This is a genomic window from Limnohabitans sp. G3-2 (genome assembly GCF_002778275.1).
Classification (GTDB): domain Bacteria; phylum Pseudomonadota; class Gammaproteobacteria; order Burkholderiales; family Burkholderiaceae_C; genus Limnohabitans_A.
Window position 1 is genome coordinate 36045 of the sequence record NZ_NESG01000005.1, and the last position, 15563, is coordinate 51607.

Annotated in this window: 14 protein-coding genes; 1 reads left to right on the forward strand and 13 read right to left on the reverse strand. The window is 61.2% G+C overall.

Going from position 1 to position 15563, the window contains the following annotated elements; translation table 11 throughout:
- Nucleotides 1-84: 84 nt before the first annotated feature.
- The 5 genes from B9Z31_RS15620 to B9Z31_RS08720 form a co-directional block, all read right to left on the reverse strand.
- Nucleotides 85-2571 carry a polysaccharide biosynthesis/export family protein gene (locus B9Z31_RS15620; protein WP_233200861.1) on the reverse strand — a complete coding sequence of 829 codons (2487 nt, stop codon included), beginning with the start codon at nt 2569-2571 and terminating at the stop codon, nt 85-87.
- 398 nt (nt 2572-2969) lie between these two features.
- Nucleotides 2970-3671: a polyprenyl diphosphate synthase gene (uppS, locus tag B9Z31_RS08705; protein ID WP_100119183.1), complete on the reverse strand. Its 702-nt coding sequence runs from the start codon at nt 3669-3671 to the stop codon at nt 2970-2972.
- A 193-nt stretch (nt 3672-3864) separates the two neighbouring features.
- On the reverse strand, nt 3865-4416 hold the full coding sequence (locus tag B9Z31_RS08710) for a transcription termination/antitermination protein NusG (RefSeq protein ID WP_100119184.1): 552 nt from the start codon (nt 4414-4416) through the stop codon (nt 3865-3867).
- A 210-nt stretch (nt 4417-4626) separates the two neighbouring features.
- Nucleotides 4627-4926, reverse strand: a complete 300-nt coding sequence (locus B9Z31_RS08715; RefSeq protein WP_100119185.1) for an H-NS family nucleoid-associated regulatory protein — start codon at nt 4924-4926, stop codon at nt 4627-4629.
- Nucleotides 4927-5085: 159 nt separating this feature from the next.
- Complete coding sequence (locus tag B9Z31_RS08720) at nt 5086-6396, reverse strand: hemolysin family protein (protein WP_100119186.1); 1311 nt, start codon at nt 6394-6396, stop codon at nt 5086-5088.
- 115 nt (nt 6397-6511) lie between these two features.
- Between B9Z31_RS08720 and B9Z31_RS08725 the strand changes: the two genes are divergently transcribed.
- Nucleotides 6512-7339: a symmetrical bis(5'-nucleosyl)-tetraphosphatase gene (locus tag B9Z31_RS08725; protein ID WP_100119187.1), complete on the forward strand. Its 828-nt coding sequence runs from the start codon at nt 6512-6514 to the stop codon at nt 7337-7339.
- A gap of 210 nt (nt 7340-7549) precedes the next feature.
- Here B9Z31_RS08725 and B9Z31_RS08730 read toward each other — a convergent pair whose 3' ends face one another.
- From B9Z31_RS08730 to fdh3B, 8 genes are all read right to left on the reverse strand, one after another.
- Nucleotides 7550-8188 carry a Smr/MutS family protein gene (locus tag B9Z31_RS08730; RefSeq protein WP_100119188.1) on the reverse strand — a complete coding sequence of 213 codons (639 nt, stop codon included), beginning with the start codon at nt 8186-8188 and terminating at the stop codon, nt 7550-7552.
- A 530-nt stretch (nt 8189-8718) separates the two neighbouring features.
- Nucleotides 8719-9123, reverse strand: a complete 405-nt coding sequence (locus tag B9Z31_RS08735) for a group II truncated hemoglobin (protein WP_100119464.1) — start codon at nt 9121-9123, stop codon at nt 8719-8721.
- A 287-nt stretch (nt 9124-9410) separates the two neighbouring features.
- On the reverse strand, nt 9411-11951 hold the full coding sequence (locus tag B9Z31_RS08740; RefSeq protein WP_100119189.1) for an ABC transporter permease: 2541 nt from the start codon (nt 11949-11951) through the stop codon (nt 9411-9413).
- A gap of 262 nt (nt 11952-12213) precedes the next feature.
- Nucleotides 12214-13095 (reverse strand): formate dehydrogenase accessory sulfurtransferase FdhD, encoded by an 882-nt coding sequence (locus B9Z31_RS08745; protein WP_100119190.1) that lies wholly within the window; start codon nt 13093-13095, stop codon nt 12214-12216.
- Nucleotides 13096-13165: 70 nt separating this feature from the next.
- Nucleotides 13166-13510 (reverse strand): hypothetical protein, encoded by a 345-nt coding sequence (locus B9Z31_RS08750; protein ID WP_100119191.1) that lies wholly within the window; start codon nt 13508-13510, stop codon nt 13166-13168.
- 14 nt (nt 13511-13524) lie between these two features.
- On the reverse strand, nt 13525-14700 hold the full coding sequence (locus B9Z31_RS08755; protein ID WP_100119465.1) for a formate dehydrogenase subunit gamma: 1176 nt from the start codon (nt 14698-14700) through the stop codon (nt 13525-13527).
- 17 nt (nt 14701-14717) lie between these two features.
- Nucleotides 14718-14942: a hypothetical protein gene (locus B9Z31_RS08760; protein WP_100119192.1), complete on the reverse strand. Its 225-nt coding sequence runs from the start codon at nt 14940-14942 to the stop codon at nt 14718-14720.
- A gap of 2 nt (nt 14943-14944) precedes the next feature.
- Nucleotides 14945-15556, reverse strand: coding sequence for a formate dehydrogenase FDH3 subunit beta (gene fdh3B, locus B9Z31_RS08765; protein ID WP_100119193.1), 612 nt, complete (start codon nt 15554-15556; stop codon nt 14945-14947).
- Nucleotides 15557-15563: the final 7 nt, after the last annotated feature.

Consider the following 15563-nt stretch of genomic DNA (forward strand, 5'->3'; position numbering starts at 1 on the left):
GGGGATTCGCTTGCGGGGGCAAGCTCCTACAGGGGAGAGCTGGTTTGGGGGAATCGATTGCGGGGGCAAGCGCCTACAGGGAGATCAGTTCTTCAGGGTTTTGATGGCGGCGGCGCCTATGCCGAGGTTGCTGAAAATTTGGGTCCAGTCGCGCAGGGCGCGCACCAGGAAGTTGTAGCCGCTTTCGCGGTCAACCCGGGCGGGCACGATGAGGGTGTCGCCGGGCATGACTTTGGTGGACTCGAAGCTGTTGAAGAAGCCGGCCGCGCGGCGGCTGAAGACAGACCCGTCGGCACGCAGCAAGAAGGCTTCGCTCGGGTCGGCTTCGTCGGTGGGGCTGGCGGATTTGATGACCTCGCCCACGGTTTTGCCTGTTTTGTAAATCATGACGTTTTCGTTGCTGACGCTGCCCACAGCAGACACAAACATGGGGAGCGAGGGCACGAGGATGGCGTCGCCGTCTTCCAGGGGCAGGTCGGGCAGCTGCTCAAAGTCGGCGGCTTTGCCGCGAGCGCTGCGCAGATGAATGGGTTTGGCGGACTCGCCGGCAGCGGGGTCGAGCTCAAGGGCCACGCGGCCTTTGCTCTTGAGGGCCTTGAGGCGGGCGATTTGGCTTTGCTGCTGTTGCTGCTGTTGCTGCTGCAAGATTTGCGCTTGGGCGGCACGCTCGCCCGTCAGGTTGGCAGCCAGGCTGGCGGCTGCGCTTTGCGCTTGGTTTTCCAGGCGGCGAATGACTTGGTCGAGGTTTTCTTGCTGCTGTTTGCGCACGCTTTCGCGGGTGAATTCAAGGCCGTAAAGATAGGCCTGGGGCATGACCCCACCGGCACGCAGCAGCAGTTGGGGCAGGGTTTCGCCCGGCCGGGCCTGGTAGACACCGGGGGCAGCCACTTCGCCTTCGACCCGAACCAGGCGGGTCTTTCGATCGGAGGGGAGCTGCAGGTCGTTGCTGCTCATGATGGTGATGACGTCACCCGACTGCAGCAACAGGTTGTGGGCCGGGTCTTTTTGGACCACGGCTTTGCCCAGGTTGAAGGGGATGAGTTCTGTGCGCAACTCGGCTTTGTTCAGGCGCTCGATGAGGGCGTAGTCCCAGTTGATTTGGTCGACCATGCCGCGCACACGTTCACTGACGTTGCTGCCAGCGCGTGACTGCGCGCCAGCCTCGGCGGTGCCCGTGATGATTTCGGTGGCCAGGGCCAGGTTTTCCGGCAGCTGCTGTGCTTTTTCGATGGCCTGAATTTGGGCCGGGGTGAGGCCTTGGGCTTTGAGGGTGACCGAGCGGTTTTGCACCAGTTGGTTTTTGCGGCGGTAGTACTCGGGGGTGATGAGGGCTTCGCGGTCGGGGATGAGGTCTTGCACCCGCATGCCCGGGAACCAGGCGTTGCGCAGGGGCTGGGCCACCGTGCCTTGCAAGGTGACGGCATTGCCAAATGCGGGGCTGATGGGCAGCAGGGTCAGGACGTCACCGTCTTGGAGTGGCTGGGCCAGGCCTTGGGCATTGAGCACCAGGTTTTGCACTTGGCGAGGGGCTGCGGCCTGCGCGGGGTCGATGCGTTCGACCAGGGCTTTTTGGGCGCTGGCCAGAGCAGGCACACCGCCGCCCAGGGCCAAGATGTCTTGCACGGTTTGGCCAGGCTTGACTTCGTAGATGGCGCCGTGGTCGGTGGCACCGGTCAGGGCCATGCGTGGGCCTGCGGGGGGAATCATGATGACGTCGCCGGGTTGCAGGCGGGCGTCTTTGCTTTTGTCGCCTTGGGCGATGAAGTCGTACAGGTCGAGCGTGGTGACGGTTTTGCCAGCGCGCTTGAGCTGGATGCCGCGCATGCTGCCGTTGACGCCGGGGCCACCGCTGGCAAACACGGCGTTGATGAGGGTGGACAGGCTGTTCAGGTTGTACGTGCCGGGCTGTTGGGCCTGGCCCACCACATACACCGTGATGCCGCGCAGTTTGCCAAGGCTGGCCGTGAGCGTGACGTTGTTGAACACGGTGGCCACGTGTTTGCGCAATGCGGCTTCGAGGTCTTTGACTTGCACGCCTGCGAGGTTGAGCGTGCCGATTTTGGGCAGGCTGATTTGGCCGTTGCGGTCGAGTGTGTGGGTGCCCGCGTAGTCGACGGCACCCCAGATTTGGATGCGCACTTCATCGCCTTGGCCGAGCACGTATTCGGCGGGTGCGGGGGCCGCGGCGTCGGTGGCGTAGGCCTGGGGGTTGTCAAACAGGTCGGCACCAAAGTGGGGCAAGAGGCGGCCGGTGCTTTCTTGCACAAAGCGCTGGAATTGGCTGGGGGCTTGGGCTTTGCGTGGGCGCGCTTGGCTCAAGAGGCGGTCGGCGTCTGCAGCGCCCAGGTCGGGGCGAACAGGCAATGCGGGCTTGACCGCGGTGTTGACGCCCGCAGCCGGCAGGGCAGCAGCGGGGTCTGTGGCTGGGATGGCGCTTGGCTGCGTCATGCCCGCTTGGGGGACAGTGCCCGCTTGAAACTGCGCTGCGGCAGGCAGACTGCAACTCAGGCAGGCCAGCATGGCGAGTGCAAAGAGGGTGTGCCTGGGGGCTGACTGAAGGTGTTGGGGCATGGGTAACGGCAGGTAAAACACGTGAAGGACCGACAGCGTGAGGGGGCGCGTTGAGGTGGGCGAATTGAGGTGGACGAGTTGAGGTGTCTGACTCGTGCGCCGAGCAGGCTACCGCAGTGTCTGATGCAGCTGAGAGCATGACACTGGGCCTGAAAAGACACGATTTGCGGCGTGGTGCCCCTGAACACCAGAGTGATCAGCACAAGACCACCCGAGTATTCGGCACAAGGCGCAAAACCTTCGATTCTAATTTATGAAGCGACTATGGGATGCTTTTTTTGAAGCATAAATAGCGCATTTATTTTTCTTATTTTTGGGTATTGAGCGTACGCCAGCGAACTGACAGCAAGCCTTCGCGCCAGCACGAATGTGCGGCTGCAAAACAAGAGGGGGCAGGCTCAGAGCGGCGCGGACGAGCCGAAGCGTCGGTCGCGCTGGGCAAACCAGTCGATGGCTTGCTTGAGCCGGGCTGGAGAAAAGTCGGGCCAGAGGTCGTCTGTGAAAAAAAGCTCGGCGTATGCGGCTTGCCAGAGCATGAAGTTGCTGATGCGCGACTCGCCCCCGGTGCGGATGAGCAGATCGATTTCAGGGGCGTAGGCGGTGCTGAGGTGCGAAGCCAAGGCCTCTTCGGTCAAGGCTTGCAGGTTTTGGTCGGGGTTGGCTTTTTGCCAAGCTTGAGCGGCCTGGATCATGTCCCAGCGGCCGCCGTAGTTGGCGCAAACCGTGAGTGTGATTTGGGTGTTTTGCGCCGTTTGCTGCTCGGCGCGGTCCATCAGGTCTTGCATGGCCGGCGAAAAGCGGCTCTTGTCCCCGACCAAGCGCAGACGCACACCGTTGGCGTTCATGTCATCGACTTCTTTTTGGAGATAAGTCATGAACAAGCCCATGAGGCTGGAGACTTCTTCTTCGGGCCGTTTCCAATTTTCGGTGCTGAAAGCGAACAGGCTGAGGTGGGCCACCCCCAACTCGGAACAAGCACTGACGATGTCACGGACCCGCTTGGCACCAGCGGCATGGCCCAAGGCGGCAGGCATGAACCGCTTTTTGGCCCAGCGGCGGTTGCCGTCCATGATGATGGCGATGTGCTTTGGAAACTGCATTAAGGAGGCGGATTGAGTCAAAAAGGGGTACCAAAAATAATACCTGATTCTAGATGGATCGGTGCCCTCTGCGCCTTCACGCCAAATTAAATGGTGTGCGAAGGCTCACACAAGCACGCCATGGGCCTGCTGGTGCGCAGCGCCCCTGCGTGCTCAGGTGCTCAGGTGCTCAGGTGCTCAGGTGCTCAGGTGCTCAGGTGGTCACTTCGACCTGGTGGTGCTCGAGCTGGATCACCAGAGGACGCCCCAGAATTTCGAGCAGCACCGCCACGCGTTTGCTGGAGACGCTTTGGATCAGGCCGTCGATGTTGCCCAGCGCCGTGTGCTTGAGGCGCACGGTTTGACCCGCTTGGAGGTTGCTGAGCTCTTGAAGGGTGGCGTGGTGGCGTTCTTCTTCAAGCTGGCGGATGCACTGCACCAATTCGTCGTGCAGCTGGGCGGGTTCAAAACCGAAACGAACCAGGGTGGCGATGCCTTTGGTGTTGCGCACCACCGAGATGCTTTGCTCGGGCTTGCTGGGCCTGAACAGGATGTAGCGCGGGAACATGGGCTCGAACACGGACACGGGGCCTTGTTCGGTTTTTTTGAACTTTTTGTAAAGCGGCAAATAGACTTCAAAGGCTTGCTGCTCCAGGTTGATCTGGGCGATTTGTTCTTGCCGGGGTTTGGTATAGGCCAAATACCACCGGTTTGATGGCGCATCTGTGCCAGAAAGGGTCTCGGAAGGGTCGGCGTTGCGGGTCATGAATGCGGTATTTGGGCGAGATTCGGCGGTTTGACAGGGTATTTTATGGGCAAGTCTTGAAATGGGCCCCTAAAGCTTTGGGGGCACCAAAACAAAACCCCGCTTGCGCGGGGTTGAGATGCTTGCACGGGATTAATACCGCGCCAATGGCGCTTGACCGTCACCCATTATCCAGTTGGGTGAATGGGCAGCGGCCAAATGCAGGCTTATTTAGGCAATCACGAAAGGTGCGCGGTCTTTGCCATCGATCCACTTGGGCGCTTTGCCTCGGCCTGTCCAGGTTTGGCCAGTGGCTGGGTCGCGGTATTTGGCAGCGACTTTGCTGGCCACTTTGGTGGAAGCCGATTTGGCTGCGCGGCCGGGGAAAACGTCTTGCGCGGTCAAGCCAAATTCGGCGACCAATTCACGCACTTTGGTCACAGCGGCAGAAATCTCGTTTTGACGCGCTTGGGCAATGGCTTGCTCCAAGGCTTCACGCTGGGCCAATAATTCTTTGTAGCTGGTAGTCATATTGATTTCCAAGAAAGTAAAAACCATGAATATACATGATTTATCACTGCCGCATCCATGACATTCATTTTTATTGTGCTGGATGGACGCATCTGATATTTAAAATCAAATTAATCCCAGACAGGTATTTTGATATGTCGAATGATTCACATCAAAACATCAAGATTCAATATCGGATGGTTTGTGTCTGCGTGACCCGGACACTTTGTCGATGCGCCGCCCTTCCAGGTCAAGCACTTGAAAGTGCCACTCCCCCACTTCGACCGTTTGGCCTTTGACCGGCAGTTGGCCCAGCGCGTACATCAGCAAGCCCGCCAAGGTGTTGTAGCGGTTTTTGTCTTCGGCCGGCAACTCTTTGATGTCCAAACGGGCTTTGAGTTCGTTGACGGGCATGATCCCGTCCAGCACCCAACTGCCGTCTTCATTTTGCGTGGCCCAGGCATCGGTTTGGGTCTCTGACTTGAGCTCACCGGTGATGGCCTCCAGCAAATCCAGCGGCGTCAACAGGCCCTGAACTTCTCCGTATTCATCCACCACAAACAGCATGCGGCTGGACTGGTCGCGCATTTGCTCGAGCAACTCCATGCCGGTCAGTGTTTCGGGCACAAAGTGGGCGGTTTGGGCGTGGTTTTCCAGGGAACGCTCGTCGTTGTGGGGCAGCGCCAGCAGGTGGGACAAACTGATGACGCCCATGATGTGGCCCAGACCGTCTCGGCAAACCGGGTACCAAGAGTGGTTGCCTTCGCCGCGCATCTGGTTGATGCGGTCCATGGCTTCCTGGGGCGTGAGGCTGGCTTCGAGCCATTGGATGTCGCTGCGCGGCGTCATCATGGAGGTGAGGGCGCGGTCGTCCAGGTGAAACACATTGCGCACCATTTGGTGCTCGTGTTCTTCGATGAGGCCTGCATCCACCCCTTCGACCAAGCTGGCGGTGATTTCTTCTTCCGTCACGGCGCGGCTGCCGGAGCTGTCAATGCGCATGAGTTTGAGCATGCCTTGCGTCGACAGCGACAGCAATTTGACAAACGGCCCAGCCGCTTTGGCCAGACCCGCCATGGGGCGAGCCACAAGGCGAGCGACGGCCTCGGGGTAGAGCTGGCCAATCCGCTTGGGCACCAGTTCGCCAAAGATGATGGTGGTGAAGGTGATGATGGTGACCACGATGGCCGTGGCCGTGATGGCGGCGACGGGCTCTGTGAGGCCCAACTGCACCAGTTGCAAAGCCAGACCAGCACTGAAGGCGGCCTCTCCCACGATGCCGTTGAGCACCCCAATCGACGTGATGCCCACCTGCACGGTGGACAAAAATTGGGTGGGTTCTTCCAGCAACTTCAGCGCTGCGGTGGCGCCTTTGTCACCGGCTTCGTCCATGGCGGCCAGGCGGGCTTTGCGGCTGGAGGCCAGCGCCAGCTCGGACATGGCGAACACCCCGTTGAGCAGGGTGAGAAAAACAATCAGTAAAAAGTCCATAAACCCCATTGTGCCAAGAGTGGCCACGGCCACCCGCTGCTGCGCATTTGCCAAGGGCATTGGGCATGGACGTTCAGGGTGCTGGATTTGGGACAATGGCCCCCAAGAGGTGCTTATGGCTGTTTATTGGGTCGGTGATGTGCAGGGCTGCGATGCGCCTTTGGGACGCTTGTTGGAGCGGGTTGATTTTTCGGCCAGTCGCGACACGCTGGTGGTGCTGGGCGATTTGGTGAACCGGGGCCCGGCGTCGGCGCCCGTGCTGCGGCGCTTGATGGCGATGGGCAACGCCGTGCAGTGCGTGCTGGGCAACCACGATTTGCACCTGCTGGCCGTGGCGGCCGGGGCCGGACGGCTCAAACCGATGGACACGCTGGACGGCATCTTGCAGGCGGTGGACCGCCCTGCCCTGCTGGACTGGCTGCGCCACCAACGCATGGCGATTTGGGGCCACGGCGTGCTGTCGGTGCATGCCGGTGTGTTGCCGTCTTGGACTCTGGATCAGACCTTGGCCTTGGCCGCCGAGGTGGAGTCGTTGTTGCGCGGGCCCGATTTGAGCGATTTTTTGCACCAGATGTATGGCAACGCGCCTGCGGCCTGGCAAGAGGATTTGGTGGGTGTGGACCGTTTGCGGGTGGTGGTGAACGCCTTGACGCGTTTGCGCTTTTGCTCGGCGCAGGGGGTCATGGAGTTCGCTGCCAAAGAAGGGGCCGATGCGGCTCCGGCCGGTTTCATGCCGTGGTTTGATGTGCCGGGCAGACAGACCGCCGATGTGACCGTGGCTTTTGGCCATTGGTCGACCTTGGGCCAGCTGCCACGCCATGACGTGTGGGCCATGGACAGCGGCTGCGTGTGGGGAGGCTGCTTGAGCGCCATGCGGCTCGATGCCAAGGGCCAGCGCGAGATGATTCAGGTGAAGTGCGAGCAGGCGCAAAAACCGGGCTGAGTAACAAATTCAGTCATAAGTGGGCTCTGCCCCCCTAATAACGTCCTGATGAATTCTGTAGGAGGCAGCCCCTGCTGCCGAATGTTGGCGCATGTTGGCGAAGGCTCAACTAAAAATGGGGTCTGACCCCAATTAAACCCCTGAAGAATTCTGTGGGAGGCAGCCCCTGCTGCCGCATGTTTGCGCATGTTTGCGGATGTTGGCGCAGCCTCAACCACCCGGCTTGAGCAAGACCACCAGCGCACCGGCGCCGCCCTCTGTGGCTTTGGCCTGAACAAAGGCCATGACCTGGTTCTTTTGAATCAACCAACTGTGGACTTTGGGCTTGAGGACCGACGTTTTGCCGGGCGAGCCCAGGCCTTTGCCGTGCACCACGCGCAGGCAGCGCAGGCCTTGTTTATGGGCAATGCGGATGAATTCGGCCAGCGCCACACGGGCCTCTTCGGTGCGCAGGCCGTGCAAATCGATCTCACGCTGGATGGACCAGCCGCCTTTTCGGAGTTTTTGGGTCACATCGATCCCGATGCCTGGGCGCCTGAAACTCAAGGCATCGTCGGTGTCGAGCAAGGAGCTCACGTCAAACCCGTCGCTGAGTGCATCGCGCAACACGGCCTCTTCGTCTTTTTGACGTTGGGCCGCCACGGGGGCCGGTGCTGGGGGCGTGAGGCTGGCTTGGTCGTTGGAAGGCATGCGCTTGACCACACCCACGGCACGCGCAAACAGGTTGGCTTCGGCCTCTTTCTGGCGGGCTGCAGCGGTGCGCGCAGCCTCGGCCGCTTGCGCTTTTTCATGCGCATCGGCGAGTTTCTTTTTGACCTGTTTCAGGTCTTGCAGGGTGTTGATTTTCACGGGCTGACTGTGCCACAAATGCGTGGCCGGTGATGTGGCTGCTCACCATAGTCACCTGCAGGCCCGGCATTTTGTGGGAGAAGAGATCGAAGTTTTGTAGGAGAAGGGATCGTTGTCTTTGTGGGAGCGAGCCCCTGCTCGCGAATGGCCCTGCAGACCACCACGCGCCTTCGGCCGCAGGGGCGGCCTCCCACGGGGGACGCGGCATTGGTGTCTTTGTGGGAGCGAGCCCCTGCTCGCGAATGGCCTTACAGACCACCCAGCACCTTCGGCCGCAGGGGCGGCCTCCCACAGGGGACGCGGCATCGGTGTCATGGTGGGAGCGAGCCCCTGCTCGCGAATGGCCTTGCGGACCACCACGCGCCTTCGGCCGCAGGGGCGGCCTCCCACGGGGGATGCGGCGTCGGTGCTACAGGGGACGCGGCATCGGTGTCTTTGTGGGAGCGAGCCCCTGCTCGCGAATGACTTCGCGAATGAATGCCGGAGTCACTGCATTCCTTCGGCCGCAGGAGCCGCCTCCTGCACACAGGTCACTGGCCGCGGTTGCGCATCCAGTCGGCGGTTTTGAAGAAGCTGGCGTTCAAGCGTTCGCGCAGCAGCGGGTCGACCTGGGTTTCCTGCATGGCTTGGTCCATGCAAGCGAGCCACTGGTCACGTTCTTGCACGCCAATCGAAAACGGCATGTGGCGCATGCGCAGACGTGGGTGACCAAAACGTTCGGTGTAGTGCTCTGGCCCACCCAACCAGCCACACAAAAACCAAAACAATTTCTCCCTCGCGTCTTGCAAGGTGCTGCCGTGCGCGGCGCGCAATTCCTGGTAGCCGGGCTCGATGTCCATCAGGTCGTAAAAGCGCTCGGCCAGCGCCTTGACGCGTGCCTCGCCCCCCATCCATTCAAACGGGGTGTCAAAAGGGGGTTTGTCTTCGATGGGCATGGTTTGTATTTTGCCGCAAGCCGTGGTCATGGCTTTGTGTGGGAGCGAGCCCCTGCTCGCGAATGACCTAGCAGGCCACCAAGCACCTTCGGCCGCAGGGGCGGCCTCCTACAGGGGAAGCGACGTCGGTGCCTTTGTGGGAGCGAGCCCCTGCTCGCGAATGGCCTTGCAGTCCACCAAGCACCTTCGGCCGCAGGGGCGGCCTCCTACAGGGGATGCGGCGTCGTTGTCTTTGGAAAATTGGGATCTGACCCCAATTCAACCTGCCCCCCATTCAACCATTTCAACTACTCGGTGGATTGACGCAGCGTCTGCATGACCGGTTGGCGCAAAACGCCCGACAGGCTGAGGCTGCCAGCGGCCCAGGCCAGCAAAGCGCCCAAAGCACCACCCGCCAAAGGCGCCCACAGCGGGGGCTGCCAGGCAAATTCGAAAGCGAACCGGGCCAGTGCCCAGCCTACCGCCAAGGCCATGCTGCTGGCCATGAAGCCGGCCAGCCAGCCCAGCCCCAACAGCTCGGTGCGCTGCACCTGGGCCAGCAAGGCGCGCCCGGCCCCGAGCGCCCGCATGATGGCGTATTCGCGCTCCCGCTCTTGCCGGCTGGCCCCCACGGCGGCCAAAAGCACCACCAGGCCTGCGGCCAATGTGAAGGCGAACAAATACTCCACCGCCCGCATCACTTGGTCCATGACCCGTTGAACCTGTGCCAGTGTGCTGCGCATGTCCACACTGGTGATGTTGGGGAACTGGTTGACCAACGCGTTGTCAAAGCCTGCAGCGCTTTGCGGCGAGCGAAAGGCCGCCATGTAGGTCATGGGCAGGTCGGGCATTTGCGAGACGGGGAACATCATGAAAAAGTTGGCACGCATGGAGGTCCAGTCCACTTTGCGCAGGCTGGTGATGCGGGCTTCGCGCGTCTGGCCTGCGATGTCGAAACGCAGTTGGTCCCCCAACTTAAGGCCCAGTGTGTCGGCGATGCCTTGTTCCACACTCAGGCCATCGGTTTCTTCGGGCACCCAACGACCTGCGGTCAGGGGGTTGTGGGCAGGCAAAGTGGCCGAATGCGAGAGGTTGATCTCGCGGTCAATCAACCTTTTGGCGCGGTCGGCTTCGAAGTCAATGGGGCTGACTTCACGCCCATTGATGGCCACCAAACGCCCCCGAATCATGGGAAACCAATCCGGCGACTGCACCCCGGCTTTGTCCAGACTGGCCAAGAAATCGCTGGCTTGCTCGGGCTGCACGTTGATGACAAAACGGTCTGGCGCATGGGCCGGCGTGGCCTGACGCCAGCTGGCGATCAGGTCCGTGCGCAGCAGCACCAACAGGGCCAAGGCCAACAAGCCCACCGACAAGGCGCTCACCTGCACCACCGCAAACACCGGGCGCGCTGCCACCTGGCGGGTGGCCAAACGCAACCAAGGTGGGGCCTGCTCGTCGGGCAGCGTTCGGCGCAGCAGCCAAAGGGCCGCGGCGGCAAGACCCGCGAACACCAACAAAGCGACGCCAAACCCACCCACGGTGATCAGGCCCAAAGTCAGGTTGCGGCTGACCATGAGCAGCGTCAAGGCAAAACCCAGCAAACCCATGGCCAACACCAAGCCCGAGCGCACTTGCAGGCTGCCCAGGTCACGGCGGATCACGCGCAGAGGCGGCACCTGCGCCAACTGCAGCACAGGGGGCAAGCCAAAAGCGACCAGCAGGGTCAGGCCCATGCCCATGCCCATCAGGGCCGGTTGCAAGCTGGCTGCGGGCAATTGCGCATCCACCAAGCCGGCGAGCAACAGCACAAAACCCAGGTGCACGGCATAACCCACCCACACGCCCAATGCACTGGCCAACAAGCCAGCACCCAAAAATTCCAAACCGTAACTCAGGGTCAAGGTGCGCTGGCTTTGGCCCAAGACGCGCAGCAGGGCACAGGCATCGAGCTGCCGCTGCGCAAAGCTGCGGGCCGCTAAGGCCACGGCCACGGCGCACAGCAAGGCGGCCAGCAGGGCCACCAAATTCAGGAACTGCGATGCGCGGTCCAGCGTCTGGCGCATTTCAGGGCGGCCACTGTCCAGCGACTCGATCTGCACACCCCGCACATGGGCCAACTCAACTTCGGGCTTGGCCCAGCGCACAAAGCGTTCGGCGGCTGCGGCATCACCGGCCACCGCCATGCGCCAAGTCACGCGGCTGGCGGGTTGAACCAATCCGGTCGACGCCAAATCGGCCGCATTCATCATGACGCGTGGCGCAAAGGTCATGAAACCTGCGCCCCGGTCGGGTTCGCGCTCGATGATGGCCGAGATGCGCAAACTGCGCTCGCCCAAGCCCAGCAGTTGTCCTGTTTTCAAGCCCAAGTTGTCCAGCAGTGCCGGGTCCACCCACACTTCGCCCGCGGGGGGAATGGTGGGTGCCACGCCCGAAGCGGGCGGCTGCCCCACATCCGGCAAGACGCGCAATTGGCCGCGCAGCGGGTAACCTGGCGCCACCGCTTTCAGCGCCACCAAGCGGCTCGCCCCGCCCTGCTCAGCCAAGGCGCGCGCCATGGTAGGAAAACTCACATTGGTGTTGGTTTGCAAACCCATGTTTTGGGCCTGCTGCACAAAAGCCAGCGGGGTGCTTTGGTCACTGACGACCACCGCATCGCCGCCCAGCAATTGCCGTGCATCGCGCCACAAACCCGACTGCATGCGGTCAGCCAAAAAACCCACCGCCGTGAGCGCTGCCACCGCCAAAGCCACCGACAACATGAGCAGGCGCAACTCGCCTGCCCGCAAATCACGCCACAAATTGCGCCCACCCAGCCTCAGGCCATGCATCCAACCTTGTTTGTTCATCTCTCAACCTTACCGCACAAGCCATTCACGGCGGTGACAAAGGCATTTTTCTGCGCCCTCAACCCTTCGGCCGCAGGGGCGGCCTCCCACAGGGGACGTGGCCACCGGTGTCTTTGTGGGAGCGAGCCCCTGCTCGCGAAGGGTTATCTGGCTAACTCGAATGACCTTGCAGACCACCAAGCACCTTCGGCCGCAGGGGCGGCCTCCCACGGGGGAAGCGGCAGCGGTGTCTTTGTGGGAGCGAGCCCCTGCTCGCGAAGGGTTAGCTGGCCAACTCGGCTTGCCAGAGCAGGCGCTCGGGGGCGCTGAAGCAGAGGAAGCGCTTGTTGGTGGCTCGGCCAATTGCACACAAGCCCAGGCGTTTGGCGACGTCCAGCCCCATTTGTGTGATGCCGCTGCGTGACACCACCACAGGCACCCCCATTTGCGCGGATTTGATGACCATCTCGCTGGTCAAACGGCCGGTGGTGTAGAACACCTTGTCTTGGCCGTCCACATCGTTCATCCACATCCAGCCGGCGATGGTGTCCACCGCGTTGTGGCGGCCCACGTCCTCGACGAACATGAGCATCTCGTCCCCTTTGAACAAGGCGCAACCGTGCACCGAGCCAGACGATTTGTAGGTGGTTTCTTGCAGGCGAATGGCGTTGACCAAGCCATACAGCTGGCCTTGCGTGATCTGCGCGGGTGGCAAGGCGATCTCGTCGATGTGGGCCATGAGGTCACCAAACACGCTGCCCTGACCGCAGCCGGTGGTCACCACGCGGTCGGCGCTGCGCTCGATCACGATCTGGGCGTTGGCCCGGGTTTTGACCGCCGCCACACCGGGCTCGCCCACTTCGCCTTCGCCTATCGTCCAATCCACGGTGATCGATTCGATCTGATCCACCGAGTCAATCAGGCGCTGGTTACGCAGGAACCCCAGCACCAGCCACTCGGGCTCAGCGCCCAAGGTCATCAGGGTGACCAGTTCTTTTTTGTCCAGGTAAATCGTGAGTGCGCGCTCGGCCGGGATTTGGGTTTCGGAGGTTTCGCCGAACTCATTGCAGACGGAGACATGTCGCGTGAGGGGTGCACGCGCATGGGTGAGGTGGGGCTTGGGCAGGACCGACTCGGCCGCAGGGACATTCATGGCAACAGACATGGCTTGAGCCTAACGTAAAAATCCCCCGCCGTTGCCGACGGGGGATTTGGCGATGACGCGAGTGAAAGGATCAGCCTTTTTTGGCAGGTGCGGCAGCGGGCTTGGCGCCGGCGGGTGCCGCAGCAGGTGCGGCAGGCGCAGCTGCTGTGGTTTCAGCGGGCTTGTAGGCACCCGGGTCGACGCAAGCGGGCGTGGCGGTGGGTGCCGCTTTGCCTTTGCCATTGGTTTTGTAATAGTGCGCAGCCACTTTTTCGCGGGACTTGCACAACTGGAAATCGGCCACTTTGTTGCCGTGCGCTGTTTTGGCAGCAGCTTCGGCTGCTTTGGCTTTGGCTTCGTCGCTCAATGCGGGCAATTTGGCCATGGCACCAAAACTGATGGCCAAGGCAGACAAGACAAGCAGGTATTTTTTCATGGTGTTCTCCTCGCTCAAACCGAAGCCGTTTTAACGGCTGTCGCTGATGTGGTGGACGCAGGCACAGAGCGCTGTGCAGGGATCTTGCCGGACTTGACGTCGTTGTACCAAAGCTCGTGGTGCTCTTTGGCCCAGGTTTCGTCCACATAGCCTTCGCGCATGGCTTTGTAGGCGCCGCGCATGCCGATCGTGCCCATGTAGATGTGACCGATGAACATGGCCATCATGAACAAAGTGGCGACGCCGTGAATCAGGTTGGCGATCTGCATGGTGCCGCGTTCATAAATCAGACCGGGGATGAGTTTGTCCAGCACCAAGCCAGAGCCCACCACGATCAAGCCGAGGAACAACACGCCGCCCCAGAACACCACCTTCTCACCGGCATTGAAGCGGTGCGAAGGCACTTCGGTGCCCGAAAACAGGCCGCCACCTTTGGCCAGCCACACCAGGTCTTCTTTGGAGGGCAGGTTGTCTTTCAGGAAAGTGACAAACACGATCACCAAAGACACAGCGAACAGGGGACCCGCAAAGTTGTGGATGTTCTTCAGCGCAAAAGACAACCAGCCAAACAAGGTGCTGCCTATGATGGGCAGCAAAAAGAACTTGCCGTAGGCCATGACGATGCCTGAAATGGCCAAGGCGACAAAGGCGATGGCATTGGCCCAGTGGGCGGAGCGCTCAAAGGGCGTGAAACGCTCGATCTTGCGACCGGTTTCTTGGCCATGCAGCTCCATGGTGCCTTTGCTGAAATAAAACAAAGCCATGGCGCCCACTGCGATCAGTAACAAAGCCGCGCCATAGGGGATGACGATGTTGTTGCGCACCTGACGCCACGCTTCGCCCGCCGAAGCCAGACGAGAGCCGGGGTATTGCACAAAGGGCTGAATCAGGTTGCCCGCTTCTGGCGCCTCGCTTTTGGGCAGGCTGCTGTAACCGGTCACGCCCTGGCCGACCGCACGCCACATGGGCGCGTTGTTGCCGGGTTGAACTTGGCCACGCTCGGCGTTGGTTTGGTCTTTGTACTTGGCATCGGCGTCAGCACCGGGGGCCAATTGAAAGACATTGGCGCTTTTCACACCCAAGCTGGTTTCAGCTTGGGCCGTGGGCGCGGGCGCAGCCGGTGCTGGCGTTTGGGCCACAACGCCCACCGCCGCCAAGGCCAGCCCTAAAGTCAATAACATGCGGCGCATGAACTTCTCCTTGGCGCTCACTTGGGTGCGCGGACGTGGTCGTTTTGGCCGTAAGTGGCACGGGCCTTGAGGTGGTTGGCCCAGCCGTCTTTGTCACCGGCTTTCCAGCCAGGTTCTGTGAAGTTGGCCACGCCCGTTCCGCTGTAGGCGGGCTTGTCGGTGCGCACGCCTTTGACCTCTTGCGGCTTTTCGCCACAAGCGACCAACAAAACCGCGCTGCCAAGAATGAAAGCTGCTTTCATGTTCAGGCTCCTTGTTTGGCCGTTTGGGCTTGATTGCCATAAGCAGTGCCCCAACCCCAGACTTCAGCGCCCTTGCCACGGCTGATCACGCGGCCACGCAGGATGTCGGTGATGACGTCGCCATCGCCGGCCAGCAAAGCCTTGGTCGAGCACATTTCGGCGCAAGCGGGCAACTTGCCTTCGGCCAAGCGGTTGCGGCCGTATTTCTCAAACTCGGACTGGCTGCCGTGCTCTTCGGGGCCACCGGCGCAGAAGGTGCACTTGTCCATCTTGCCGCGCAGGCCAAAAGTGCCGTTGGACGGGAACTGGGGCGCGCCAAAGGGGCAGGCATAAGAGCAGTAGCCGCAGCCAATGCAAATGTCCTTGTCGTGCAAGACCACGCCTTCTTCGGTTTTGTAGAAGCAGTTGACCGGGCAAACGGCCATGCAAGGTGCGTCCGAGCAGTGCATGCAAGCGACCGAGATCGACTTCTCACCGGGCACGCCGTCGTTCAAAGTGACCACACGGCGGCGGTTCACGCCCCATGGCACCTCGTGCTCGTTCTTGCAAGCGGTCACGCAACCGTTGCATTCGATGCAGCGCTCTGCATCGCAGATAAATTTCATTCGTGCCATCGTGTTC